Source organism: Acidobacteriota bacterium, from assembly GCA_016195325.1.
Classification (GTDB): domain Bacteria; phylum Acidobacteriota; class Polarisedimenticolia; order JACPZX01; family JACPZX01; genus JACPZX01.
Genome location: JACPZX010000106.1, coordinates 1 through 25480, shown reverse-complemented (window position 1 = coordinate 25480; position 25480 = coordinate 1). Strand labels below are relative to the sequence as shown.

22 protein-coding genes are annotated in these 25480 nt (G+C 68.3%); 15 read left to right on the top strand and 7 right to left on the bottom strand.

Translation table 11 applies throughout. The features are described 5' to 3' along the window. Positions 1-31: 31 nt before the first annotated feature. Positions 32-505, top strand: coding sequence for a PIN domain-containing protein (locus HY049_18330; protein MBI3450858.1), 474 nt, complete (start codon positions 32-34; stop codon positions 503-505). Here the strand turns inward: HY049_18330 and HY049_18325 are convergent. The 6 genes from HY049_18325 to kdsA form a co-directional block, all read right to left on the bottom strand. Then, positions 482-1672 carry an MFS transporter gene (locus tag HY049_18325; GenBank protein MBI3450857.1) on the bottom strand — a complete coding sequence of 397 codons (1191 nt, stop codon included), beginning with the start codon at positions 1670-1672 and terminating at the stop codon, positions 482-484. The two genes, HY049_18330 and HY049_18325, sit on opposite strands and share 24 nt — an antisense overlap. After that, positions 1669-2871, bottom strand: coding sequence for an alpha/beta fold hydrolase (locus HY049_18320; protein ID MBI3450856.1), 1203 nt, complete (start codon positions 2869-2871; stop codon positions 1669-1671). Before HY049_18320 ends, HY049_18325 begins: the two co-directional genes overlap by 4 nt. A gap of 107 nt (positions 2872-2978) precedes the next feature. Next, the gene (locus tag HY049_18315; GenBank protein ID MBI3450855.1) at positions 2979-4004 is read right to left on the bottom strand and encodes a nucleotidyl transferase AbiEii/AbiGii toxin family protein; all 1026 of its coding nucleotides are present in this window, start codon (positions 4002-4004) and stop codon (positions 2979-2981) included. Then, entirely contained in the window at positions 4001-4633 is a 633-nt protein-coding gene (locus tag HY049_18310; protein ID MBI3450854.1) for a hypothetical protein, read from the bottom strand. Before HY049_18310 ends, HY049_18315 begins: the two co-directional genes overlap by 4 nt. A 45-nt stretch (positions 4634-4678) precedes the next feature. Continuing rightward, positions 4679-5227, bottom strand: a complete 549-nt coding sequence (locus HY049_18305) for an HAD family hydrolase (GenBank protein ID MBI3450853.1) — start codon at positions 5225-5227, stop codon at positions 4679-4681. A gap of 32 nt (positions 5228-5259) precedes the next feature. Then, positions 5260-6093, bottom strand: coding sequence for a 3-deoxy-8-phosphooctulonate synthase (gene kdsA, locus HY049_18300; protein MBI3450852.1), 834 nt, complete (start codon positions 6091-6093; stop codon positions 5260-5262). A gap of 87 nt (positions 6094-6180) precedes the next feature. On the opposite strand from kdsA, the gene HY049_18295 reads away from it, so the two are divergent. From HY049_18295 to HY049_18260, 8 genes are all read left to right on the top strand, one after another. Beyond that, positions 6181-6714 carry an SRPBCC family protein gene (locus HY049_18295; protein MBI3450851.1) on the top strand — a complete coding sequence of 178 codons (534 nt, stop codon included), beginning with the start codon at positions 6181-6183 and terminating at the stop codon, positions 6712-6714. A gap of 669 nt (positions 6715-7383) precedes the next feature. After that, complete coding sequence (locus tag HY049_18290; GenBank protein ID MBI3450850.1) at positions 7384-7581, top strand: type II toxin-antitoxin system Phd/YefM family antitoxin; 198 nt, start codon at positions 7384-7386, stop codon at positions 7579-7581. Positions 7582-7769: 188 nt separating this feature from the next. Next, positions 7770-8648, top strand: a complete 879-nt coding sequence (locus HY049_18285) for a hypothetical protein (GenBank protein MBI3450849.1) — start codon at positions 7770-7772, stop codon at positions 8646-8648. Between the two features lie 88 nt (positions 8649-8736). Continuing rightward, a complete protein-coding gene (locus HY049_18280) occupies positions 8737-9303 on the top strand; it encodes an HAD hydrolase family protein (protein MBI3450848.1) in 567 nt (188 codons plus the stop codon). A gap of 17 nt (positions 9304-9320) precedes the next feature. Then, on the top strand, positions 9321-9665 hold the full coding sequence (locus HY049_18275) for a DUF1049 domain-containing protein (protein MBI3450847.1): 345 nt from the start codon (positions 9321-9323) through the stop codon (positions 9663-9665). Positions 9666-9680: 15 nt separating this feature from the next. Continuing rightward, on the top strand, positions 9681-10910 hold the full coding sequence (locus tag HY049_18270) for a hypothetical protein (GenBank protein ID MBI3450846.1): 1230 nt from the start codon (positions 9681-9683) through the stop codon (positions 10908-10910). Continuing rightward, positions 10900-11649, top strand: coding sequence for a DUF4388 domain-containing protein (locus HY049_18265; protein MBI3450845.1), 750 nt, complete (start codon positions 10900-10902; stop codon positions 11647-11649). Before HY049_18270 ends, HY049_18265 begins: the two co-directional genes overlap by 11 nt. Before the next feature lie 28 nt (positions 11650-11677). Next, on the top strand, positions 11678-12949 hold the full coding sequence (locus HY049_18260; protein ID MBI3450844.1) for a TlpA family protein disulfide reductase: 1272 nt from the start codon (positions 11678-11680) through the stop codon (positions 12947-12949). Here the strand turns inward: HY049_18260 and HY049_18255 are convergent. After that, positions 12946-14355 carry an aminopeptidase P N-terminal domain-containing protein gene (locus HY049_18255; protein MBI3450843.1) on the bottom strand — a complete coding sequence of 470 codons (1410 nt, stop codon included), beginning with the start codon at positions 14353-14355 and terminating at the stop codon, positions 12946-12948. The genes HY049_18260 and HY049_18255 overlap by 4 nt on opposite strands. Before the next feature lie 249 nt (positions 14356-14604). Here HY049_18255 and HY049_18250 point away from each other — a divergent pair, with 249 nt between their 5' ends. The 6 genes from HY049_18250 to HY049_18225 form a co-directional block, all read left to right on the top strand. Next, a complete protein-coding gene (locus HY049_18250; protein ID MBI3450842.1) occupies positions 14605-16200 on the top strand; it encodes a Do family serine endopeptidase in 1596 nt (531 codons plus the stop codon). Beyond that, positions 16197-17594: a sigma-54-dependent Fis family transcriptional regulator gene (locus HY049_18245; protein MBI3450841.1), complete on the top strand. Its 1398-nt coding sequence runs from the start codon at positions 16197-16199 to the stop codon at positions 17592-17594. The genes HY049_18250 and HY049_18245 overlap by 4 nt, the downstream gene beginning before the upstream one ends. Positions 17595-18894: 1300 nt before the next feature. Further along, entirely contained in the window at positions 18895-20682 is a 1788-nt protein-coding gene (locus HY049_18240; protein ID MBI3450840.1) for a thiolase family protein, read from the top strand. Continuing rightward, entirely contained in the window at positions 20679-22802 is a 2124-nt protein-coding gene (locus tag HY049_18235) for an enoyl-CoA hydratase/isomerase family protein (GenBank protein ID MBI3450839.1), read from the top strand. The genes HY049_18240 and HY049_18235 overlap by 4 nt, the downstream gene beginning before the upstream one ends. Before the next feature lie 92 nt (positions 22803-22894). After that, positions 22895-25327 (top strand): hypothetical protein, encoded by a 2433-nt coding sequence (locus tag HY049_18230; GenBank protein MBI3450838.1) that lies wholly within the window; start codon positions 22895-22897, stop codon positions 25325-25327. Between the two features lie 25 nt (positions 25328-25352). Continuing rightward, the coding region (locus tag HY049_18225) for a hypothetical protein (protein ID MBI3450837.1) at positions 25353-25480 on the top strand (128 nt) is incomplete at its 3' end.

The following is a 25480-nucleotide window of genomic DNA, read 5'->3' as shown; positions in this document are numbered from 1 at the left end:
GTGCGCCGAGCACGACCGATGCCTGCGGCTCGTGAGTGAGTGGCGGGAGACCGAGGCGACGTGGTGCGTGACGTGGGGAATCTTGTACGAGTTCCTGAGCGTCAGCACCCATAGAAAGGAGACCGCGCACGCGGCAAGCCTGTCGGATTCGTGGCGATTCATCGACGGCCTGCTCCAGTCACCCGGGCTCCAGGTTCTCACCGAGACCGACCGTCACGCCGCGATCGTCGAAGCGACATTCGCCGAGATCCCGGGTCTCAGCGGCCGCCACCTCCACGACGCCCACACCGCGATCCTCATGCGCGAGCACGGCATCTCGCGCATCGTGACGCGCGACACCAGGTTCCACCGTTTCCCGTTTCTCGAGGTCGTCGATCCGCTCGCCGGCTCCTGGGAGCTTCACGCGTCGCGCCCCGGCGGGCCGAACGCCTACTCCCGCCAGCGCCGCACGAAGGCGCCGAGGCGGCCCCGCGTCCCGGCCTCACGCCCCGCGGGCAGGCGCTGACCTCACCCTCGACAGCATCGCCGTGGCGACGAGCCCGAGCGCGAAGGCGCCGGCCCACACGCTCCGCGAGCCGTACCGATCGAAGATCTCCGAGCCGAGCCACGGGCCGATCGAGTACGCCACGCTGAAGGCCATCGTGTAGTACCCCATGTACTCGCCCCGTTTCTCGGGCGGGGCGATCTCCCCCATGTACGCGGCGCTCCCCGGAAACAGAATCATCTCCCCGAACGTCCACAGGACGACGCCCGCGGTCACCCCCAAGTACCCGTGCGCGATCGCGAACCCCCCGTAGCCGAGCGCGACGAGGAGCGCCCCCAGAGAGAGCGCGCGACCGTGCGGCCAGTTCGCCATCGCCGCGTTCAGCGCCACTTCGAGGAAGACGATGATGACGGTGTTGATCGTGAGGAACGACCCGAAGAGAAGCTCGGACATCCCGAGCTCGCGCACGACGAAGAGGGGCATCGCCGCCGAGAACTGGAAGAAGACCATCATGATCGGGATCATCGAGAGGAGGAAGTAGACAAGCGTGCGATCGGCGAAGAGGCCCGACCCCGCATCGCGGACCCGCGTCGTCGCCCCCTCCCCCTCCCCCGCCGCCCCCTCGCGCCACGGCGCCGCCATCAGGAAGAGCCCGGCGAGGATCGACGTCGCGCCGTCCACGTAGAAGATCGACTTGAACGAGACGGTGGAGAGGAACCCTCCCGCCGCGGGGCCGATGCTCGTGCCGAGGTTGATCGCGAGGCGGTTCAGCGCGTACGCCGCCTTGCGTCTCTCCGGCGCGACGAGGCCGGTGAGGAGCGAGAGGTTCGAGGGGCGGAAGGCCTCGTTCGTCACCGCCCACACGAAAGTCGTCGCGAGGATCGAGCCGTACCCGGTGACGTACGGGAAGACAAAGAGGATCAGCCCCGACACGATCAGCGACGCCTTCATCACGCGCAGCGCGCCGAACCGGTCGCAGAGCTTTCCCGCGACCGGTCCCGTCACGAAGGCGCCGACGCCGTAGACGGTGACGGCGAGCCCCGCCTGCCCCGCCGAGTACCCGAGGCTCCGCGTCAGGTAGAGGACGAGGAACGGGAGCACCATCATCCCGGCGCGGTTGATGAGCGTCGCGGTGCAGAGGATCCACGCCTCGGCCGGAAGGCCCTTGAGGCTCCGCCAGGGGTTCACGACGGCGGCCCTCCCTTCACGCGCCGCACGGTCCAGTCGAGCATCGTGTCGAGGAAATCGGGCGCGGGCTGGATCGTGTGCCCCGCCTTCGGAAAGATCCTGATCGTCACGTCCCGGTTCCCCGCGCGCTTCAGCGCCGCGGCGATCCGCTCCGCGCTCGCCGCCACGGGGACGACATCGTCGAGCTCGCCGAACATCACCAGCACCGGCACTTCGATTCTCCCCCAGAAGTCGGCTGGATCGAGGTCGTTGTCGCGCCAGCGCAGCTCGTCGCGGATCTCTTCCACGGTCGGCACCCGGCGCGGCAGCGTCGTCTGCGATGCCCACGGCCGGCTCCAGGCGTCATCGAGAAAAGCCTGGAGCTCGCGCTCATCTCCGCCGCGCCTCACGAAGTCGTCCTCGCGCGCGAGCGCGGCCGTCGCCTCGAGGATCTCGGCCTCGGTCGCTCCGTGGGCGCGGAGCCGCGCCGTGTCGGCGTACCGGCTCACCTCGGCGTAGCTGACGCCCGGCCCCGAGAAGCTGATCACGAAGGCGACGTCCCGCGACGTGGCGGCCGCGATGGGAGCGACCCATCCTCCCTGGCTGTGCCCCCAGAGACCGATTTCGCGCTCGTCTATGTCGTCGCGCCCCTTGAGAAGGGCGACGGCCGCGAGGGCATCCCCTGCGAGATCGCGCAGGCCGTACCGGGCCGCGCCCCCCGCGCCGCCGCCCCCGTCCCGCTTGTCGAAAATCAACGCGGCGATGCCCCGCCGCGCGAAGAGATCGCCGTAGAACCGGAAGTCGTTCCGGCTCGGCGTGCTCGACCCGTGGATGAGGATTACCGCCGGATGGCGGCCCGGGCCCGGCGGGAGGAGGAGAGAGCCCGCGAGTGCGACATCGCCGTTCCGGAAATGAACCTCCGTCTCGGTGTACGGAGGCGCGGGCACGGGGCCGACGCGACGGAAGGCGAGCGCCGCCGACACGTTCCCGCCCCGAAGAGTGCCGGCGATACCCCCGCCGTCCGGCGCGCCGTCGAAGACGATCGTTTGCTCAGGGGCCTGGAGCTCGAAGTGGACCCCGGCCGGCTCCCATCGAAGACGGCTCAGCGGTTTCGACAGGAGCCGCTCGTCGGGGACGCTGAGGACGGCGACCGGGGGGCCGTCGGCGCCGCGCGTGACGTCGACCGTGACCCGGGTCAATTTCCCATCAACTTCGGCCACGCCCTCCCATCGTCCGTCCGCGAGTGTCGGGGCGGGAGGAGGCGGTGTGGCGCAGGCTACCAGGAAGAGGACGGGAGCCATGATGAAGAAGGCGACGCTCGACCGGTTCATGGCCGGTTGATGGTTCTTTCCGCGTCGCGTAGGGTATCGAGCACGGCATCGAAACTCGGCGGGGGCGAAAGAAACATTGGTTCCATGGCCGCGTAGTCGCGCCGCAACTCAGCCACGCGACTATTGGGTGGGGTGAGCCGCAAAGTGCCCGGGATTGCCGCCTCGTAGTTCCCCCAGGCGGATCCAAAGAATCTGCTCTTGTGGATTCGCACCCGTTCCAGCAGATCGAGACGGCTGGCCGCCGCACGCCCACCGGGGTGGTTCCACAGCGCCGCGAAGTCCGCATAGTGCCGCGCGAAGCGGTCCCGGATCGGCTGTTTGGGCGGCCGGTGATACTCGGCATGCAGGATAGTGGCCTTTTCCCAGAAAGTGCGCTCGATCTCCAGGGCGACGACCTCGGCACGGAAGTCGGTGAAGGCGTCGGGCGCGAGACCGGCGATCAGCGGAGCGATTGGATGGGTGCCTGTGGGTCGTTGGTCGGTGAGCGATCCGAACTCGAGCTGCACGGCCCGCTCGATGTAACCCGTGCCGCCGGCCAGGACACTCGGGTAATGGAACCGGACCACCGGGGAGTGCGCGGCGGCGTCATTCGTGTACACGAGCCAGTCGCCGCGATTCGCCCGCTCGCCGAGGCCCGCGCGCACGACCGCAACCAGTTCCGGCAGAAAGCACGCTTGCACGGCGCTGGCACAGTCCGCCTCGACCTTCTTCATCCGTTTCAGGCGCTGGGTGGCGGACGGTGCGTCGTCGAGGTCTGACTCGTTCCATCCGAGCGACGCGGGGCTGAGACCCAGGTCCACGTCTTCCGAGAACCGGTCGATGGCGCCGAACACCTTCGAGAGCGACGTGCCGCCCTTGAACACGCAGTCGTCGCCGAGCGCGGGCGTCGCGAAGATTTTTCCGAGCAACCAGCAGACCCAGAAGTCTTTCTCGAGGATGACGGTCGCGATGCCTGTCTGCCCCGTCACCGTGGCATATGCGGCCGCCTGCTCGGGGGCGGCGAGAGTGGCGAACGCCGTCATCGCGCCCGGCGCCCCGTCGCGATGTAGCGCAGGTATGGGTGCATCCACGTCGGCGCGAGGGCGAGGTCGGCGAGCAGCTGCCGCTTGTCGACAGCCTTCAAATCCTGCCGCAGATGGGCGAGCCGCCGCGTCGTGACGTGCTTCTCCCCGATGTTGGCCAACGCGGAGATCAGCACGCCGATCACGCGGCCGGCGCCGGCCATCTTGCGCGTGGAGCGATGCTTGAACTCGATCGTCAGCTTTCCACGGAGCCGCACCTTGCGGGAGGGACCGTCGGTGTCGTAAATGATCCGCGCTGGAACCTGTTCGGTGAGGCGCATGGCGTTGGCGGCGTAAGCTCCACCTTCCTGCACGCGCAGGCCGTCGCGCCGGGCGATCGCCCTCACGACCTCTTCCGGATCGGGACCGAGCGTGCCGAACGTCGGATGGTTGCCTGGCAAGTGGTAAAGCCCCCGTCCCGCTCGCTCAATCTTCCCAACGCGACAGAGCCGCGAGAGCGCCTGGTCGATGGCAGCGCGGTTGCCGAGAGCGAGGAACTGGACGGACGCAAACACCGCCCTGTCCTTGCCGCGCTTCATACGGGCGAGGACCCGGTTTTCCAGACTGCCGGGGGACTTCTTTCTGGGCATTTCGTCAGAAATATTACTATGTTTTACTGACGGAATCAAGGCGCGTCACGGCTCGATCCGCCTCGCCGGCTTGACCCCCGGAGCCGTGGCCTCGCCGACGGCCCGGCTCTTCAGCCCCCGCACCTTCAGGATCAGATCCGCCACCTCGCGCACGGCGCCGCGGCCGCCGTCACGATCGCAGACGAAGTGCACCTCGGCGCGGACCTCGTCGGCAGCGTCGCCCGGGCAGGCGGCGAACCCCGCCCGCCGGAGCACCGCCAGATCGAGGATGTCGTCCCCCATGTAGGCGATCTCCCGCTCCGCGAGGCCCTGCTCGCGAACGACTTCTTCGAACCCGGCGCTCTTGTCGTAGAACCCCTGCTTGAGGACGGACATCCCCAGCTCGCGCGCGCGGCGCTCGACCATCTTCGACGTGCGCCCGGTGAGGATCCCGACGTCGATGCCCGCGCGCTTGAGGAGGTCGATCCCCATCCCGTCCTTGATGTCGAAGCGCTTCATCTCCTCGTCCCCCTCGGAGTAGTAGAGGGCGCCGTCGGTGAGGACGCCGTCCACGTCGAGGAGGAGGAGCTTGATGGGGGCGAGCCGGCGCTTCAGCGCGCGGGCGTCGAGACGGCGCGGCACGGCCGCTACCGCGCGATCTCGGAGATGCGGCACGCCTGCTCGAGGAGCGTCTCCATCCGATCGAGCGGGTACTGGCTCGAGGCGTCGCAGAGGGCCTTCGGCGGATCGGGGTGCGTCTCCATGAAGAGGGCGTCGCACCCGGCGGCGACGCCGCAGCGCACCAGGTACGGCACGTACTGCGGCTTCCCTCCCGCGGGATCCGAGCTCGGGATCCCGTACCGCCTCACCGAGTGCGTCGCGTCGTAGACGACGGGGCAGCCGGTGTCCTGCATGACGGGGATCGCCGTGAAGTCGTTCACGAGGTTGTTGTAGCCGAAGAGGGTCCCGCGCTCGCACAGGAGAATGCGATCGTTTCCCGTGCTGAGGATCTTGCTCACCGCCCCCTTCATGTTGTCGGGGGACATGAACTGCCCCTTCTTCACGTTCACGGGCTTCCCCGTCTTTCCGGCGGCAAGAAGCAGCGACGTCTGCTGGCAGAGGAAGGCGGGGATCTGGAGGATGTCGAGGACCTCGGCCGCGGCTTTGAGGTCGGTCTCGCGGTGGATGTCCGAGACGACGGGGACGCCGAACTCCTTCTTCACGCGTGCGAGGAGGGCGAGCCCCTTCTCGAGGCCGGGGCCGCGGTAGAAGACCTCGTTGCTGCGGTTGTCCTTCTCGAAGCTCGACTTGAAGATGTAGGGCAGCTTCAGCTTCGCGGTCATCGCGACCATCTTCTCGGCGACGCGCATCATCAGGTCGTCCGACTCGATGACGCACGGCCCCGCCATCAGCGCGAGGGGGCGCCCTGGGCCGATGACGATGCCGGGGGCGATGGTGACGGTGCGGGCGGGGGCGGTCATCCCTCTCCTTCTCTCTTCCCTGTGGAAAGCTCGGTACGGGGCGGAGTATAACGACCGTCGTCCCGGGGGTTCAACAGGAGGCTCTCCATGCTGAAGAAGATTCTCGTCGGGGTCGTCGTCCTCATCGCGGCGCTGGTCGTCGTCATCGCGCTGCAGCCCGATCACTACTCGGTGTCGCGGTCGGCGTCGATCGCGGCGCCTGCATCGGCGGTCTTCGCGCGGGTGAACGATCTCGCGGCGTGGGACGCCTGGTCGCCGTGGAAGAAGCTGGATCCTCTGGCGCGGATCACGATCTCGTCGCCGTCGGCTGGGCAGGGGGCCTCGATGTCGTGGGCGGGGAACTCGGAGATCGGCGAGGGGACGATGACGATCCTCGAGAGCCGTCCCGACGCGCTCGTCGTCTCGGAGCAGAAGTTCGTGAAGCCGTTCGAAGGGACGGCGCGCTCACACTTCACGTTCGCCGCTGAGGGGAGCGGAACGAAGGTCACCTGGACGATGGAGGGGGAGAACAACTTCATCGGCAAGGCGGTCTGCCTCGTCATGAACATGGACAAGACGATCGGGCCGGCGTTCGAGGAGGGGCTGGGAAACCTCAAGGGGGTGGCGGAGAAAGGGCGTTGAAGAGGCACCCGGTTCAGATGCGGATCGGCACGATGACGCTTCCGACCATCACCACCCGGTGAGCCAGGACCTCAGGAGAACGAGCAGCCCGAAGATACCGCCGATGAGCATGATTCGTCGATACTGCCGATGCCTGGCAACCCGGCCTGAATTCGGCTGGTCTTTCGGTCGCGGTCCGAACAGCGAATAGAGGATGACGAAGACAGACACCGCCCCCAGGTAGAGGTCCTGCCACACCCAGTGGTACGCATGATCGGTCATCGCCGCGGCTGGGCACGTCGATGCCGCACCGGTCGTCCTTGATTCACGGTTGCAGACATCTCACGGTACCGAAGTGTCCATCCCGGCTCACCGCTTTGAGAGCCAAGTCCGTAATACCGCGATCAGTCCGACGAGTCCACCCACAAGCGCCGCGCCCCGAAACTGTCGCTCCGCAACAGCCCAGGTCGAGTTCGGATCGCCCTGAGGACGCCGGCGGAATAAGGCATACTGAATAGCAAGTACCGACACCATTACCAGGTACCAGCTTTGCCACGTCCATTGATAGATATGGTCACTCATCGCGCTGGCTCAACGAGAACAACCCGGCGCAGAGGTTTGAACACAGTCCCAGGAATCTCCATCGTTCGCAGCATCGGAGCGGTTCGAAAATTCTATGATGTATCCGCGATGAAGAAGGTGGCGCTCTCCAGGGTCAAGGACGACCTGTCCAAGTTCCTTCGAATGACGGAAAGAGAGGACGTCGTCATCACGCGACACGGCGAGCCGGCCGGCGTCTTGATCGGGCTTCGCTCCGAGGACGAGTGGATCGACTACGAACTCCAGAGCGCCCCGCCCGCACGTACCACGCAACCGAGGCAAGATTGAGACGGTATTCACTCCCTCGCGTCCTTGCCCTTGTCCTGTCCGCCCTCCCCGCGCTCGCCTGCTCGCCGAGCGACGCGCGACCGGACTCCCGCGCCACGCCCCGCCTCCTCTGGACAGCCGACCTACACAAGCAAGGGTACGACCTTCCCGAAGACCCAACCCGGCTTGGCGTCGATGCGCGGCACCGGATGGCGTTCGGAAGCTCCCGCGAGCTCGTCGTCCTCGACGATCGATCCCTCGTGCCAACCCCCAGCGATATTCACGCGTTCGTCCTCGACGCGATATCCGGCTCGGTCGTCAACCAGACGAAGTGGCAGTCGAAGTGGCACTGCATGCTGTTCGGAAACGCAGCGGAGGGCTACGTCGTCGTGACCGAGAAGGGCACGTCGGTGTGGTCCGCCGGAATGAAGGAGGTCACCGCCGCGTCGCCGGAGACCGGGAAAGACGCTTCCCCGGATGGCAGCGTGTTCGCCGCGTGGTCTGGAGAGTTTCGACCAGGTCACGGGGCAACGTTTTTCCTGGACACCCAGACTCTCAAGCCAACGGGAGTCGAAGTGCTCGACACCTACGTTTCGTCCGTGAGCCGAGATCACATGGCCCATGTGGCATACCGTGAGGGAACGAAGAACGGGACGGTTCTCTACGCTCCGGAGGACGACGCATGGAAACCATACGACTCCGACTGCCCTGAGCCTGGACCCCTGTTCGTCACGAATGACCTCGTCGCCGTCTTTGGATGCAGAAAGATGCGAGTCGTCGACACTTCCGGAAGTCTCGTGTTCACCGCGAGGCTCGGGCGTGAGTCCGGATCGGCGGCGACGGCTCGTGACGGCTCCAGGTTCGCGGTCTTCGAAAACACGTACACCATTGCCCACTGGCCAAAGCTTGTTGAAGAGCGGTTCACGGTCTTCGACGTGAAGGGGAAAGGACCGATCGCGATCATCAAGATCGACGAGCTCCGCGGCCGTACCGACGGCAACTCGGGGGCGGCGCTCTCACCCGACGGATCCCTTCTGGCTGTGAACTCGATGGGAGTCGTCAGGCTGTACGCCCTCCCTCCGAAGTAGGCGACCAGCCCCCCAAACCCCGTGTGTTAACATCCCCCGCCCGTCACCCGCGATGGCTCCCGCGTGACGCCGGAGGCTCCCCACCGCCATGCGACACTTCGACGCGCACGCCGAGACCGTCGAGCCGGTCATCCGGACCGGCGCAGCAATACGCGCCCGCAAGGTGAAGCTGATCCTGATGGACGTGGACGGCGTCCTCACCGACGGCCGCATCATCTTCGACGACGACCCCGGCGAGATGAAGTTCTTCGACGCCCAGGACGGGGTCGGCGTCAGGCTCGCCGAAAGGGTCGGCCTCAAGTTCGGCATCATCACCGGCCGCGAGAGCCAGGCCCTCGAGAGGCGCTGCCACGAGATCGGCATCACCGAGCTCCACCAGCGATCCCTCAAGAAGATCTTGGCCTACGACAAGATCCTCGCGGCCCACAAGCTGAAGGACGAAGACGTCGCCTACCTCGGCGACGACATCGTGGACGCGCCGGTGCTGAGGAGAGTCGGCTTCGCCGTCACGGTGCCGAACGCCGTCCCTCAGGTGCGACGCCTCGCGCACTTCGTGACGAGCCGGGCCGGGGGGAAGGGCGCCGTGCGCCAGACACTGGATTTCATCCTGAAGGTCCAGAACCGCTGGGGAGACGCCACCCGCGGGTACGCCTGATTCAACCGGGAGGAACGATGCGCCTCGTCTTCACGATCATCTTCCTGTTCCTGATGGTCTTCTTCATGATCTTCGCCTGGCAGAATCAGAACGAGCAGGTCCACGTCGTCTTCGGATCGTGGGACAGCGGGAGCCTCCCCGTCTTCCTGCTGATACTCCTCGCCTTCGGCGGCGGGGTGATCATCACGAGCATCATCGGCATCATCGAGGGGATGCGCATCCGCATGACGAACCTGAAGCTGCGCCGAAAGCTCAAGAGGCTCGAAGGGGAGGTCGATTCCCTGAGGAACCTCCCGCTCGGGAACCCCCTCGCCGTCACGCCGGAGCGGGAGACCTCCGCCACCGACGACGATGTCCTGTAGAGCATCGGAGAGGTGATGCCGTCGGCCGCCTGGATCGCCGGGCTCCTCGTCGGCGGCTTTCTCCTCGGCTACGTCTCCCGCGCCTTCCTCGTCTGGTGGCGCCACGAGGACACCGACGAGGAGGAGTTCGACCGGGTCTTCTCGACGGCGATCAGCCACCTGATCGCCGGCAGGTCGTCGGAGGCGATGGACGAGCTCACGCGCGCGGCGCGGATCCGGACGGACGTCATCGGCGTGTACCTGATCCTCGGCGATCTTCACCGGGATCGAGGGCAGTTCGACCGGGCGCTCCGCATCCACGGGTCGCTTCTCGGCAGGAGCGACATGAGCCGGGCCGAGCGGGCGCTGGCCCTCTCGAGCCTCGGCGAGGACTACCGCCTCGCGGGGCTGACGGACCGCGCGCGCGATGCGTACAGGCAGGCAATCGAGATCGAGGCGAGGTCACCGATGGCGCTGAAGGGGCTTCTGAGGTTCGAGATCGAGGAGCGGAACTGGGCGGCGGCGGTCGAGCACGAGGAGAAGGTGCTCAGGATCGAGCCGGCGCGGAGCGGGCGGACGCTCTCCTTCCTTTATTACGAGATGGGGATGGAGGCGCTCCGGGCCGACGACGAGAAGGGGGCTTTCCGGGCGCTGCAGAAGGCGATCGCGGTGGACGAGCGAGTCTTCCCGGCCTACCTGTACCTGGGCGATCTGCACCACAAGGCGGGGCGGGCGAAGAAGGCGATCGAGTCGTGGGAGAAGATCGTCGAGCTCGAGCCCCGGCTGCTCCACCTCGTCTACGACCGGCTCGAGCAGGTCTGCGCCGAGCAGGGGGAGCGGGAGCGCCTCGATCAGACATGCCACCGCGTCGCCGGACGGGACCCCTCGGACTGGCGGGTGCGGCTCCTCCTCGCGGAGAAGGAGAACGACCGCGGGAACCCCGAGGCCGCTTATCGGTATCTTCTGGATGCGGCCCGGGCGCACCCGGGGTCTGCGAGCGTCCACAGGGCGCTCTGGCGGATGGCCGCGTCCCGCGGCCCCGATCGGCGGGTCACGCGCGAGTTGGCCGACCTGATCCAGGGGGGCGATCTCTTCGTCGACGCGATCGTCTGCGGCACTTGCCGATTCCGCTCCCGGACCTACCTTTGGCGCTGCCCGCAGTGTCACGAGTGGGACACGTTCAGGGAGGAGAACCCTCCCCTGCCGCCGCCGGCGGACAGAATCGGAACGGGGCCGGCACCCCCGGGAGCGTTTGATGCGTCGTGATGTGAAGACCTTCGTCGGCTCGGCGCTCGTCGAGGCGCCGGCCGGCCAACTCGGCCCCCTCACCCTCCCCTCCCTCATCCACGACGTCTGCGAGGAGAAGAACACCGGCTACCTCGCGGTCCGCGACGGCGACATCGAGAAGTCGGTCTACGTCGACTCGGGGGGGATCGTCTTCGCCCGATCCAACGACAAGGAGGATCGCCTCGGCTCCCTGCTCATCAAGCGCGGCATGGTCTCGGCGCGGCAGATGGAGCAGGCGGTGCGCGCGGCGCAGGAGTCGGGAAAGCGTCTCGGCGGCGTGCTCGTGGAGCGCCACACCATCCGGCCGCAGGATCTGACGTGGGGGGTGAGAGAGCAGGTGAAGGAGATCGTCGTGGGGCTCTTCTCCTGGACTCACGGCACGTACGCGATGCACTTCGGCCCGCTCCCGAGCGACGAAGTGATCACGCTCAAGATGTCCACGGGCGACATCATCCTCGAGGGGGTGAAGGGGATCGGCGAATGGATCCGGATCCAGCTCGCCGTCGGCGGCCTGGACGCCCGGTACCAGGTCAGCCCACGCCTCGACGAGATGGGGCGCACGATGAACCTGAGCCTCGACGAGTGGACCCTTCTGTCGCGCTGCGAGCAGGCGGTGGAGCTGGGCGTTCTGTGCGAGGTGTCGCCGATGAAGGACTTCGACGTCTGCCGCCTGGTGTGGGCCTTCACGGTCGTCGGGATGCTGAACCGCCTTTCATAGCGGACGGCCCGCGCTCTAGAATGCGCGGATGAGACGAACCCTCCCGCTCGCCCTCCTCGCCGTCGTCGCCGTCGCCGTCACCCACTCCCCGGCCGGTCCCGCACCGGCCTCGGCGAACCCGCGATCTCCAATCGGATCCTGGCGCGCCGCCGTCGTCTCCCCGGGTGGCGACATCCCCTTCGGCCTCGTCGTCGAGAAGGGGGTCGGCCCGCTCTCGGCCTATGTCGTCAACGGCGACGAGAAGGTCCTCTTCACCTCCGTGAACATCTCCGGCGCGAAGCTGACCCTTCGATTCGATCACTACGACTCGCAGATCGTCGCCGAGATCTCGGCGGACGGAGCGTCGATGACCGGAACGTGGACGAAGCAGGCGGGGAAGGATCGACCGGTGATGCCGTTCACGGCCCGCCGCGTCTCGACGCCGGCGCGCTTCGATCCGAGAGGCGCCGCCTCGGGGGCCGCGTCGGTGAGCGACGTCAGCGGATCGTGGGACGCCGTGTTCGTGGACGACGATGGAAAGTCCCCCGCCACCGCCGAGCTGAAACTGACGGGCGAGCGGCTGCTCGGCACCTTCCTCACGCCGACCGGGGATTACCGATATCTCGAGGGGGACTACGGCGCCGGCGTGCTGAGGCTGTCGTGCTTCGACGGCGGGCACGCCTTCCTCTTCGTCGCGAAGGCGCGCGGGGACGGCACGCTCGCCGGGGATTTCTGGTCGCGCGGCGCCTATCACGCGACGTGGACGGCATCGAGGTCGAAGCCCTCCATCAGCTTGCTGCCCGACTCCTTCGCCATGACGGCGCTCAAGAACCCGACGGGCCGCCTGAGCTTTGCATTCCCGGACCTCGACGGGAAGAGGGTCTCCCTCGCCGACGCGCGCTTCAAGGGGAAGGTCGTCCTCGTGGACGTCTTCGGCTCGTGGTGCCCCAACTGCAACGACCAGGCGCCGGTCCTCGAGGAGCTGTACGCGAGGTACCACGCGCGGGGCCTCGAGATCGTCGGCCTCGCCTACGAGATGACGGGTGAGGCGGCGCGCGACGCCGTCTTCGTCCGCAAGTACGCCGAGCGGCATCACGTCTCGTACCCGCTCCTCCTCGCGGGAACGAGCGACAAGGCGGAGGCGTCGGCGACGCTCCCCGACCTTTCGGGAGTCCTCGCCTTCCCCACTCTGGTCTTCGTCGGGCGCGAGGGCGAGGTCAAGGCGATTCACACGGGGTTCGCCGGGCCGGGAACGGGGGCGCACTTCACCGAGCTGAAGGCGCAGTACGTGAAGCGGATCGAGGAGCTGCTCGGCTCCTAGCGCTTCGCCTCGGGGGCGACCGCCGGGAACTCGATCCGGTGGGCCATCAGCTTCTCGATCTCGTCGGCGTCGGTCGGCACGCAGGCGCTGAGCGTCTCGCTCCCGGACTCCGTCACGAGGAGGGTGTCCTCGATCCGGACGCCGAATCCCCTGTCCGGGAGGTACGCCCCCGGCTCGACCGTCAGGACCATCCCCGCGGCGAGGATCGTGTCGTCCGGCGAGACGTCGTGCACGTCGAGGCCGACGTAGTGGCAGCAGCCGTGGAGGATTCTGTCGGCGAGGCCGGCCTTGTCGAGGACCTTCTTCACGTTCTCGTTGAGCTCGCGGATGCGCACCCCGGGACGGACCATCGCCTTCGTCTCGTCCTGAGCCTTCAGCACGGCGTCGTAGACGCGGCGCTGCTCCGCGGAGAAGTGCCCGTTCGCGGGGAAGGTCCGCGTCACGTCGGTCGCGTAGCGGGCGTACTCGGCGCCGGCGTCGATGAGGACGACCTCGCCGTCCTCGACGCGCCGCTCGTTGCGAAAGTAGTGCAGGGTGCACGAGTTCGGCCCGGAGCCGACGATGGCCGGGTAGGAGGCGTAGCGTGCCCCCTCCCGGGTGAAGACGTACTCGAGGATCGCCTCCAGCTCGAACTCCCACATCCCGGGCCGCACCATCTGCATCGCGGCCCGGTGGGCGTCGCAGGTGATCGACGCGGCGCGGCGCAGCGCCACGATCTCCTCCGGCGACTTGACGACGCGCAGGCGCGCCATCGCCTCCTTCGCCGCGAGGACCCTGATGGACGGATACCTCTCCTTGACCTCCGACGCGAGCTTCGACTCCTCGGTGTCGAGGGCGTCGAGGGAAGGCGGGGTGTAGTCGAGGAGGAGGACCGCCGCGCGCTGGAGGAGCGCCGAGAGAACGGACCGCATCGTCTCGTGCTCGCCGACGCTTCCGGGATCTCCCTGACCGCTCCCCCGGAATCCGGTCAGATCGATCGTGCGCTGCCTCTCGGCGTCGGACTTCGACGTGGCGGGGTCGATCCCGCCGGGGCCGAGCGGGGTCCCCGACCACTTCTCGGTGGCCGGGTTGCGGCGCGGGAGGTAGAGCTGCTCGCTCGCCTTGTCGGCGGAAAAGTGAAGGATGAGGCCGGCTCCCGGCGTCTGGATCCCCGTCAGGTAATAGAAGTCGCTCGTCTGCCGGAACTCCTCGAGCTCCGGATCCGGCGCTCCCGGGAGATAGAGGACCGCCGACTCGCCGGCCTTCAGCTCCTTCCGGAGCTCTGCCACCAGACGGTCGCGCCGCCCGCGGGTCAGCTCCGGGGAGAGGGTCACGAGGGACGCTGGGTCCGCCGCCCGGACGGAAGCCGGGGCGGCGAGGGCTGCCACGAGGGCCATCGCGAGAATCGCCGGGAGGGATCGTCTCATCGGCGCACGATACCACAGGGTGGGCCCGTCCCCGCCCATGGCACGCGCCTCGCAGTCGGCCGGCTGCCGCCCGCACGAACCCGGGGCTCGATCGGGCCGAAACGCGGCGTATCTTTTGAATCGACGCGGGTTCACGCGGCGGGAGATCGGCGAGTCGCCGACCTCACTTGAGGACAGGAGGTCGTCTTGACGGCCTCCAAAACACGGTGGTACGGTTCGTCGCTCGACCGTCCAAAGGAGTCCTTCCCCATGGCCGCCCGCAAACTGCAGTTCGTCACCCTGACCTTTGCCCTCACCTTCGTGGTCGTCACGCTGATGGTCGCCGCGACGGGGGCCGGAAGCGCCTCGCGCCCGGAGACCCGCATCCCCGTGGCCGCGGCCCCCGATACGGGGACCGTGACCCCGGCGCAGCGCGGAGGCTCCCCGGAGATCCCGCAGGCTCGCCCCGACGCGGTCGTCGTGGTGCCGAGCTTCGCCGACATCGCCGAGAAGGCGAACCCGGCGGTCGTGAACATCACCGCCACCGAGATCGTGCGATCGGGCGACAAGAAGAAGTTCGAGGGGCACGCCCCCTTCGAGTTCTTCTTCCCGAACCCCGACGGCCGGCCCAAGGGAGATCAGGACGAGGGGGACCCGGAGCGGCAGGATCACGGCGGATCGGGCTTCGTCATCAGCGACGACGGCTACATCCTCACCAACTACCACGTCATCGAGGACGCCGACCGGGTCAACATCCGCCTTCTGAGCGACAACCACGACTACGTCGCGAAGGTCGTCGGCGCAGACCCCGACACCGACCTCGCCATCGTCAAGATCGACTCCGACCACAAGCTCCCCACGATCCCCCTGGGCGATTCGGATCGCATGAGGGTGGGCGACTGGGTCCTCGCGATCGGGAACCCCCTCGCATACGAGCACACCGTCACCGTCGGCGTCGTCTCCGCGAAGGGGCGCAAGCTCTACGCGATGAACCGCGACACGTCGCTCGACAACTTCATCCAGACCGACGCCGCCATCAACCGCGGCAACTCCGGCGGCCCGCTCCTGAACGCGCGCGGCGAGGCGATCGGCATCAACGCCGCCATCACCGTCTCCGCCCAGGGGATCTCCTTCGCCATCCCGATCAACATGGCGAAGGACATCATGTCGCAGCTCATGAGCAAGGGTAAGGTGGAGCGCGGCTTCCTCGGCGTGGAGATCCGGGACATCGATCGCGACCTCGACGCCGAGAAGCGCGAGTACTTCCGCCTCACGGGGAAGAAAGGGGCGTTCGTCGAGCTGGTCCGCCCCGGCCTCCCGGCCGACCGCGCGGGCCTGAGACGCGGCGACGCGATCACCACCGTGGACGGGAAGCCCCTGGGCTCGAGCGACGACCTCATCCGCATGATCAGCGCGAAGGCCCCCGGCCAGAAGGTCTCCCTGGGAATCGTCCGCGACGGCAAGGAGCAGACGCTCAACGCCGAGCTGATGGATCGATCCACGGGGGCCGTCAACGCCAGGCTCGACTCCGAGGGGTCGCCCGAGGCGCCCGAGGCGCCCGTGAAGACCCTCGACAAGAACCTCGGCCTCGTGCTGCACGAGATCTCGCCCGAGATCCGCCGCGAGTACCGCATGGGACCCGAGATCGAGGGGCTCGTCATCGTGCACGTGACGACCACGAGCCAGGCGTGGGAGAAGGGGCTGCGGGAAGGCGACGTCATCACCGAGGTGAACCGCAAGTCGGTGACCGACATGGACTCGTTCCGCGCCGCGACGAAAGAGATGAAGACCGGCTCGCTCGTCAACCTGTACGTCGTCGGTCAGGGCGCGTCCCGCTTCGTCACGCTCCGGGTCGAGGAAGAATGAAGCCACGGCTCCTCGTCATCGACGACGAGCCCGACATCAGAAAAACGCTCAAAATGACCCTCGAGTACGAGGGTTACGAGGTCCTCACCGCCTCGTCTGGGAACGAGGGGCTCGAGCGCGCCCGCGTCGACCGTCCCGACGCCATCCTCCTCGACATCAAGATGCCCGGCCTCGACGGGCTGGAGGTCCTCGAGCGGCTGAAGGGGCAGGCCGGGGACTCCGCGGTGCTGATGATCTCCGGCCACGGGGACATCGCCGACGCGGTGAGAGCGACGCGCCTCGGCGCCATCGACTTCCTCGAGAAGCCCCTCGAGCAGGAGCGGCTCTCCCTCGCCATCCGCAACGCCCTCGAGCAGCGGCGGCTCAAGTCCGAGGTCGCCCAGCTCCGCAGGGCCGACGAGTCGCGCTTCGAGCTGGTGGGCGCGAGCCGCGCGATGGTGGCGCTGAGGGGCGTCATCAAGAGCGCCGCCCCCACCAACGCGACCGTCCTCATCACCGGCGAGAGCGGCACCGGGAAGGAGCTGGTCGCCCGCGCCCTGCACAAGGAGAGCCCGCGGGCCGAGACCACCTTCATCAAGGTGAACTGCGCGGCAATCCCCGAGGATCTCATCGAGAGCGAGCTGTTCGGCCACGAGCGCGGATCGTTCACCGGCGCCTCGGGGCGACAGATCGGGAAGTTCGTCCAGGCGGACAAGGGGACGATCTTCCTCGACGAGATCGGCGACATGAGCGCGCGGACCCAGGCGAAGGTGCTGAGGGTCCTCGAGACCGGTGAGGTCGAGCCCGTCGGCGCGGCGCGCGTGATCGTCGTGAACGTGCGCGTCATCGCCGCGACGAACAAGGACCTCGCCGCCGAGATCCGGAAGGGGACGTTCCGCGAGGATCTCTACTTCCGGCTCAAGGTCATCCCGATCACTCTCCCGTCCCTGCGCGAGCGGCCGGAGGACATCCCCGAGCTCATCGGCCACTTCGTCGGCATGTACGCGCGCGAGAACAACCTCAAGCCGAAGACCCTGACGCCCGCCGCCGTCTCGGCCCTCTCCCGCATGCCGTGGAAGGGGAACGTGCGCGAGCTCAGGAACACCGTCGAGCGGATCCTGATCATGACGCCGAAGGAGACGATCGACGCCGCGGACCTCCCCGGCGAGGCGATGGAGGCCGCGGGCGGCACGGGGATGCCGGCGCCGGCCGCCTTCGCGACGCTCCGCGAGTTCAAGGAGGTCGCCGAGAAGGCGTTCATCATCGCGAAGCTCGAGGCGAACGACTGGAACATCTCGAAGACCGCGAAGGAGATCGACACCCCCCGGAGCAACCTCTACAAGAAGCTCGAGCAGTACGGCCTCGCGAAGGAAGATCGGGATCAGGAGGGCGAGGCGGCGGAGGAGCCGGACTGATCCGCACTCTCAACGACATCTTCCTTCACTCGATCACGACGCACGCGAAGCCGGACGCGGTCGTCCACTTCACGCCGTCGGGGGCGCGGGGCCTCGACTCGCGATCCGTCCTCGAGGCGGTGACGCGCCTGACCCTCGCTCTGCGCGCCGACGGCCTTCCGCGCGGGGCCCGCGTCGCCATCCTCTCCGAGAACCGCCCCGAATGGCTCCTGGCCGACTACGCCCTCCTCGCGGCGGGGGGGGTGTCGGTGCCGATCTACACCACCCTCTCGCCGGCGCAGATCGAGTACATCCTGTCGAACTCCGGCGCGTGGGGGATCGTCGTCTCGTCGGCGGGTCTGCTGAAGATCGTCGAGGAGATGCGCGGCCGGCTCCCGCGCCTCGAGCAGGTCATCGTCATGGACGACGTCCCCGCGGCGGCCGGCGCGATCCGATCGTTCAAGGAGGTCGTGAAGCGCGGCGCGGAGCTGAAGATGCGGGATCCCGACGCCTTCCGGAGGATGTCGGCGAGTGTCCAGCCCGAGGACCTCGCGAGCATCATCTACACCTCCGGCACCACCGGTCCGCCGAAGGGGGTCATGCTGACCCACGGCAACTTCGTCTCGAACATCGAGGCGATCGGCGCCCTCTTCGACTTCACGCCCGCGGACCGCGCGCTCTCGTTCCTCCCCCTCTCCCACGTCTTCCAGCGGACCGCCGACTACCTCTTCATGCGCTACGGCGTCACGATCGTCCACGTCTCGATGGAGCACGTCCCCGAGGCGCTGACGGCGATCCGCCCGAACGTCATCGCCAGCGTGCCCCGCCTCTTCGAGAAGATGCGCGAGAAGGTCGAGGCGCACGTCGCGGCCTCGTCGCTGCGACGCCGGCGCCTCTTCGCGTGGGCCGTCGAGGCCGGGCGGGCCGTGAACCTCTCCCCGCTGACGGGGGGACCTTCCCCTTCTCTCCTCATGCGGGCCCGCTACGCCGCCGCCGACCGGCTGGTTCTGAGGCGCGTTCGCTCCCGCCTCGGCGGCCGCCTGCGCCACGCCATCTCGGGAGGCGCCCCGCTGCCGCGAGAGGTCCTCGAGTTCTTCACGTCGATGGGGGTCCGCATCGTGGAGGGGTACGGCCTCACGGAGACCTCCCCCGTGATCGCGATCAACGACCCGAAGGGGATCCGCCCCGGCAGCGTCGGCCGGCCGCTCGCGAACACCGAGGTCCGCATCGCGGAGGACGGCGAGATCCTGGCGCGGGGGCCGGGCATCATGCAGGGCTACTTCAACGACGAGGAGTCCACGGGGCGCGCCCTCGAGGGGGGATGGTTCCACACGGGCGACATCGGGGCGCTCGACGCGGCCGGGTATCTGTCGATCACCGATCGCAAGAAGGACCTCATCGTCACCTCGGGGGGGAAGAACGTCGCCCCGCAGCCGATCGAGAGCGCGCTCCGCGCGACGGGGATCATCGCGCAGGCGGTCGTCCTGGGGAACGCGCGGCGATTCGTCTCGGCGCTGCTCGTCCCGGAGCGCGAGGCGCTCGCGCGCCTGTGCGAGACCCTGGCGATCCCGGCCGCGCCGATCGAGAGCCTCCTCCCCCGCCCGGAGATCGTCGCCGCCTTCGAGCGGGTCGTCGCCGAGGCGCTCCGCGACTTCGCGCAGTACGAGCAGATCCGGCGCTTCACGCTGCTGCCGAGGGAGTTCTCGATCGAGGACGGCGAGCTGACCCCCACGCTCAAGATCCGCCGCCGCGTCGTCGAGGAGAAGCACCGCGCGGCGATCGAGTCGATGTACCGGGATGGGCCGGCGGGCCCGTCGTGATCCGGCCGCTCGCGGAACGCCCGCAGATCCTCGCCGGCGCCCGCACCCCCTTCGTCCGGGCCTTCGCCGACCTCGCGCGGGTGCCGGCGAAGGAGCTGGCCGCCGCGGCGATCCGCGAGGCGGTGGCGCGATCGGGGCTGGCCCCGGAAGACGTCGACGCCGTCGTGGTGGGAAACGTCGCCGGACCAGCCGACGCCCCGAACATCGCGAGGGTCGCCTCCCTTCTCGCGGGGCTCCCGGAGTCCGCCCCCGCCGTCACCGTCAACCGGAACTGCGCCTCGGGGCTCGAGGCGGTGATCCACGCCGCCCGTCTGATCGAGCTCGGCGAGGCCGAGGTCGTCGTCGCGGCCGGCGTCGAGTCGATGTCGTCGATCCCTCTCTTCTTCCGCGAGGAGGCGCGGGAGATCTTCCTCGCGGCCGGGCGCGCGAAGTCGATCCCGGCGCGCGCCGCGATCCTCTCGCGACTGAGGCCGCGCCACGTCAGCCCGATCTCGGGGCTCGAGATCGGCCTCACCGATCCGTGCTGCGGGCTCAACATGGGGGAGACCGCCGAGATCCTCGCCGCCGAGTTCCAGGTCCCTCGCGAGGCGCAGGATCTCTTCGCCCTCCAGAGCCACCGCGACGCCGTCGCCGCCGCGCCGAAGCACGCCGAGGAGATCGCGCCGTACTTCGTCCCCGGAGCGCTCGTCGCGGCCGACGTCGGCCCTCGCCCCCAGCAGACCCTCGAGGCCCTGGCGAAGCTCAGACCGGTCTTCGATCGGCACCTCGGCACCGTCACCGCCGGGAACGCCTCGCCGCTCACCGACGGCGCCGCCGCCCTCGTCCTCGCAACCCCGGCGCGCGCCGCCCGGCGCGCGCGCCCCGCGGCGCCCCTCGGCACCCTTCGCGCCTCCGCGACCGTGGGCCTCTCGCCGCGGAGAATGGGCCTCGGCCCCGCCGTCGCGATCCCGCGCGCCCTGGCGGCCGCGGGAGTGACGCTCGCCGACGTCGATCTCTTCGAGATCAACGAGGCTTTCGCCGCGCAGGTGATCGCGTGCCTCGCCGCCCTCGCCTCGGAACGCTTCTGCCGCGACGAGCTCGGCCTCCCGTCGCTCTTTGGCGAGATCCCGCGCTCGCGGCTGAACGTGAACGGCGGGGCGGTCGCGCTCGGCCATCCCGTCGGCGCCTCGGGGGCGAGGCTCGTCCTCTCGATCCTGATGGAGATGCGACGGCGCCAGGCGAAGCTCGGCGTCGTCTCCCTCTGCATCGGCGGCGGTCAGGGGATGGCCGCGGTGGTGGAAGCGCCATGAGCCCGGATTCCGGTTCCTCCAGCTCGGGGGTCACCTGGACGATTGACGCGGCCGGGCGCGCCACGATCCTGTTCGACACGCCGGGCCAGAAGGTGAACCTCATCGACCCCGACGTCCTCACCGCCGTCGGCGAGGCGATCGCCTATTTCATGCGGCGCGGCGACGTGAAGAGCCTCGTCATCGCGAGCGCGAAGCCGGGCACCTTCGTCGCGGGCGTCGACGTGAAGCAGGTCCCGTCGGTCAAGTCGGTCGAGGAGGGTCGCCGGAAAGCGATCATCGGGCAGAACGTCTGGAACGCCATCGCCGCCGCCCCCTTCCCGACGGCCGCGGCGATCGCGGGGGCCTGCCTCGGCGGCGGCCTCGAGCTGGCTCTGGCCTGCAACCTCCGCGTCGCCGCCGACGCCGACGAGGTCCAGATCGGCCTCCCCGAAGTGCGCCTCGGCATCGTCCCCGGCTGGGGCGGGACGCAGCGCCTCCCCCGGCTCGTCGGCCTCCCACTGGCGCTCCAGATGATCCTCACCGGACGAAGCCTCTCCGCCCGCGAGGCGAAGCGCGCGCGCCTCGTCGACGCCGTCGTCCCCGCCGAGCGCGTCCTCGCCGCCGCCCGCGAGCTTCTCGCCCGCGGGAAGCGGCGGCGTTCCCTCGGCGCGGGGCAGCGCCTTCTTTTCCGGGCGCCGTTCCGACACTTCATCCTCTCGCGCGCCGCCGCCTCGGCGCGGAAGGCGACCGGCGGCCACTACCCGGCCCCCTTCGCCGCCATCGACGCGATCGGCTGGGGGCTGGCCCACGGCATCGCCGAAGGGCTCGCGCGCGAGGCCGACCTCGTCGGCGGGCTCGTGACGGGGCCGGTCAGCCGGAACCTGGTGCGCGTCTTCCTCGCGATGCGCGCCGGCGAAGAGGACGCTCCGGGCTCGACGCCCGTCGCCGCCCCCCGATCGATCGGAATCCTCGGCGCGGGGGTCATGGGCGGCGCGATCGCCGCCGTCGCCGCCGGGCGAGGCCTCGCGGTGCGCCTCCGGGACGTCGCCGCCCCCCCGCTCGCCCGCGGCCTCGGCGAGGCGCACTCGATCCTCTCCGGCCGCGGCTCGAGGCGCCGGCCGAAGGAGTGGACCATCGCCCGCTTCCACCGGATTTCCCCCTCGCTCACGCTCGACGGCTTCGAGGCGGCCGATTTCGTCCTCGAGGCGGTGGTCGAGGACCTCGAGATCAAGCGCGCCGTCCTCGCCGATCTCGAGCCGCGGGTGAGCGACGCGTGCGTTCTCGCCACGAACACCTCGTCCCTCTCCGTCGCCGACATCGGCGCGCGCCTCGCGCGACCCGACCGGTTCGTCGGCCTCCACTTCTTCAACCCGGCGGACCGGATGCCCCTCGTCGAGATCGTGAGGGGGCCGGCCACCTCCCCCCACACCGTTGCGGTCGCGCGCGCCCTCGCGAAGAAGATGGGAAAGACCCCCGTCGTCGTCTCCGACGCCCCCGGGTTCGTCGTCAACCGGCTGCTGATGCCGTACCTCGCCGAATCGCTCCAACTCCTCGCGGCGGGCGGCGACGTCGTCGCGATCGATCGCGCCCTCGAGCGATTCGGGATGCCGATGGGCCCCTTCGCCCTCCTCGATCAGATCGGCCTCGACGTGGCGGCGAAGGTCTCGAAGGTCCTCTCCGCCGCCTTCGGCGATCACCTCCCCGAGGACCACGCCCTCGCGGTGCTCGCGGGGGCGGGGTCGCTCGGGGTGAAGAGCGGCGCCGGCTTCTACGCCTACGCCTCGGGGAAGAGGCGCGGCGTGCGGGAGGCTGCGGTCTCCGCGGTGCGCGGCACGGGCGGTGCCGCGGGCGCGGTCCCGGGGGCGGACGCCGCCGTCACGCGCCTTCTCTACCCGATGATCAACGAGGCGGCGCGCATCCTCGACGAGGGGGTGGCCCCCGACGCGCGGACGGTGGACGTCGCGATGATCCTCGGGACGGGGTTCCCGCCGTTCCTTGGGGGGCCTCTCCGCTGGGCCGACGGGATCGGAGCGGCCGGGATCGCGCGCGCGCTCGCGGCGTCGGGCCTCGCGAGGCTCGCCCCCTGCGCGCGCCTCTCGCGCATGGCGGCGGACGGGTCGAGCTTCCACGCCGGGGGGTGATGCCCCTTTCCATTCGAAAGAGGCCGTCCGGCCCGGTGCTATAATTCGCGGCGCTTCCGATGACCCCCGCCATCACATCACGGAGAACCCACATGACACGGCGCACCCTCGTGCTCTTCGCCCTCGCCGCCCTCGTCTGCTCGTTCGCCGCCTCGCCCGCGCGCGCCGCCATCGCGACGAGCGCGGACTTCCAGCGCGTCTGCGACGAGTTCTACAAGATCGATCTCGATCCGGCGCGCGTCCACGACGTGACGAACGCGACGCTCACGCGCGACATCGGGACGATCCGGATGACGAAGGGGGTCCTCATCTTCTCGAAGGCGATCGAAGGGGTGACCCCGATCGCCGTCTTCATCGGGGAGGGCTCCTTCACCGTGACGCCGGTCCGCAAGATGGATCGCGACATGCTGAACATCGCCGCGAAGGACCATCTCAACAAGGACGTCGGCGGGATGATCAACACGAAGATCACGGAGGCGTTTCTCGTCGCGTTCGACAGCGCGTGGGACGACCTGAAGCCGGGACTCTCAGCGCCGAGAGCCGCGACCGGCGACGAGATGGAGCATGCGCGGAAGATCCTGAAGGATCGGCTCCAGGTGCTCGACACGATCCAGGCCGACGACCCCGAGGGGGATGTCATCACCGCGGCGCTGAAGCAACCCGGGCAGAGGGCTGCGTTCCGGGCACACGTCAATACGGCCGACTACGGATGGTTTCTCTTCGGATGGGCCCCGGAGCGCACGTACGAGGTGCTGCTCGCGGCGATCGAGCCTATCGGGGCCTTCCTGCGGCCGATCCCGCTCATCGTGGGGCACAGGAAGGCGGACCTCGATCAGGCGGGTCGATACGTCGCCGATCCGAACACCGATCTCCACGAGATCCTCAGGGTCAAGCGATACCGTATGACCCTCGAGATCCCTGACCTGCAGATGATCAACATCGACGTGGACGTGACGTTCACCCCCAAGGTGGACGGGCTTCAGCTTGTACCGTTCGACCTCGTCAGTGACACGCGCGGGCCGAGGTGGGACAGCCGGGCGAAGTGGATCGACGTCAAGTCGGTGAAGGACGCCGCAGGGAACGAGCTTCCCGTCCTCCACCGGAAGAACGTCGCCCTCGTCCTCCTCAAGGAGACGGCCGGAAAGGACAAGGACGTCACGCTGAGCTTCAGGCTCGCGGAGAACACGATCGAGCAGATCAGCAACGTGTCGTACTCGCTCTTGAACACCTTCCCATGGTTCCCGAAGTACGGATACCTCGGCGGAGAGTCCGAGATCGACTGGACGATCAAGACGATTAAGCCCCTCTCGGCGACCGGATCGGGCAAGACGGTGAAGACGTGGGAGGAGGACAAGTACAACGCCCTCCAGATGATCTTCGATCGCCCTGTGGTCTTCCCCAGCATCATCTTCGGCCGGTTCCAGACGGAGAACGGCGAGTACGACTCCACTCTGAACGGGGCGAAGATCCCTCTCATCGTGCACTTCTGGCCCAACACGATCTTCACCGTTCCGACCGACCGGGGAACCGTCGACTTCGAGGTCAACGTCCCGGCGACGAAGCCAAAGGACGTCATCAACGAGGGGAAGGAGATAATCAAGTTCCTAGAGGGGCTCTACGGCCCCTTCCCCTACGAGAAGCTCGATGTGGCCATGATGTCGCCGGGCCTCGGCTTCGGTCAGTCGCCGCCCGCCTTCGTCCAGCTCACAGGCGAGGCTTTCATGTCCTCGGCGCAGATCGCGAGCGCGCCCGGAGTCCCGCTGAGGGCAGACTTTTTTCATGGCTTCTTCTCGCACGAAGTCGCCCATCAGTGGTGGGCGCACAAGGTGAGCTGGATCACCAACGAGGACCAGTGGCTGTCGGAGTCGTACGCGGAGTATTCGGCAGGTCTCTATGTGCTGAGCTACCTCGGCAAGGCGGCGTTCGACCAAAAGATGAAAATCTGGAAGGACGATGCACGGATCGGCGATCCGCACGCGTCGATCGCCTGGTGCAACAACGTCGCCGGTCCGCAGGCGGGACTCTGGCGCCAGTACCTCATCTACGACAAGGGGCCGTACGTCGTCCACATGCTCCGGATGCAGATGGGCCTCGAGAACTTCAAGAAGGCGATGCAGGCCGTCTTCACGAAGTATCCGTATCAGCAGATCACGACCGATCAGCTCCAGAGAGAATGCGAACTGGCGCTCGGGTACAAGCTCGACTACTTCTTCGACCAGTGGTTCCGCGGAACCGGCATTCCGACGATCGATTACTCCTGGACCGACGAGCCGACGCCGGACGGCAAGCACCTCGTCTCGATCAAGATCTCTCAGCGCGACAAGGCCAATTTCAAGCAGATCCTCATGCCCGTCTACATCTACTTCAAGGGGCAGAAAGAGCCGCTCATCAAGGCGCGCCCCGTCGTGAAGGCCGACGACGTGTACCAGCTCAAGCTCCCCGAGAAGCCCGTGAAGATCACCCTCGACGAGGATCACGACATCCTCGCCGACATGATCCCCAGCGGGGAAGGGACCGGCCAGTAGCCGGGAGCGCGGAAGGGAACCCGGAATGCCCGCAGCGTACGAGGCCGTGATCGGCCTCGAGGTCCACGCGCAGCTCAGGACGAGGACGAAGATCTTCTGCGGGTGCCCGACGCGCTTCGGCGCGGCCCCCAACACGCAGACGTGCCCCGTCTG

Coding starts and splice junctions, on each gene's coding strand:
- HY049_18285 (MBI3450849.1), top strand. CDS start 7,770: ATGGCGTTCGGAAGCTCCCGCGAGCTCGTCGTCCTCGACGATCGATCC.
- HY049_18250 (MBI3450842.1), top strand. CDS start 14,605: ATGGCCGCCCGCAAACTGCAGTTCGTCACCCTGACCTTTGCCCTCACC.
- HY049_18230 (MBI3450838.1), top strand. CDS start 22,895: ATGACACGGCGCACCCTCGTGCTCTTCGCCCTCGCCGCCCTCGTCTGC.
- HY049_18240 (MBI3450840.1), top strand. CDS start 18,895: ATGGTTCCACACGGGCGACATCGGGGCGCTCGACGCGGCCGGGTATCT.
- HY049_18310 (MBI3450854.1), bottom strand. CDS start 4,633: ATGCCCAGAAAGAAGTCCCCCGGCAGTCTGGAAAACCGGGTCCTCGCC.
- HY049_18275 (MBI3450847.1), top strand. CDS start 9,321: ATGCGCCTCGTCTTCACGATCATCTTCCTGTTCCTGATGGTCTTCTTC.
- HY049_18270 (MBI3450846.1), top strand. CDS start 9,681: ATGCCGTCGGCCGCCTGGATCGCCGGGCTCCTCGTCGGCGGCTTTCTC.
- HY049_18235 (MBI3450839.1), top strand. CDS start 20,679: ATGAGCCCGGATTCCGGTTCCTCCAGCTCGGGGGTCACCTGGACGATT.
- HY049_18245 (MBI3450841.1), top strand. CDS start 16,197: ATGAAGCCACGGCTCCTCGTCATCGACGACGAGCCCGACATCAGAAAA.
- HY049_18265 (MBI3450845.1), top strand. CDS start 10,900: ATGCGTCGTGATGTGAAGACCTTCGTCGGCTCGGCGCTCGTCGAGGCG.
- HY049_18260 (MBI3450844.1), top strand. CDS start 11,678: ATGAGACGAACCCTCCCGCTCGCCCTCCTCGCCGTCGTCGCCGTCGCC.
- kdsA (MBI3450852.1), bottom strand. CDS start 6,093: ATGACCGCCCCCGCCCGCACCGTCACCATCGCCCCCGGCATCGTCATC.
- HY049_18315 (MBI3450855.1), bottom strand. CDS start 4,004: ATGACGGCGTTCGCCACTCTCGCCGCCCCCGAGCAGGCGGCCGCATAT.
- HY049_18295 (MBI3450851.1), top strand. CDS start 6,181: ATGCTGAAGAAGATTCTCGTCGGGGTCGTCGTCCTCATCGCGGCGCTG.
- HY049_18290 (MBI3450850.1), top strand. CDS start 7,384: ATGAAGAAGGTGGCGCTCTCCAGGGTCAAGGACGACCTGTCCAAGTTC.
- HY049_18255 (MBI3450843.1), bottom strand. CDS start 14,355: ATGAGACGATCCCTCCCGGCGATTCTCGCGATGGCCCTCGTGGCAGCC.
- HY049_18280 (MBI3450848.1), top strand. CDS start 8,737: ATGCGACACTTCGACGCGCACGCCGAGACCGTCGAGCCGGTCATCCGG.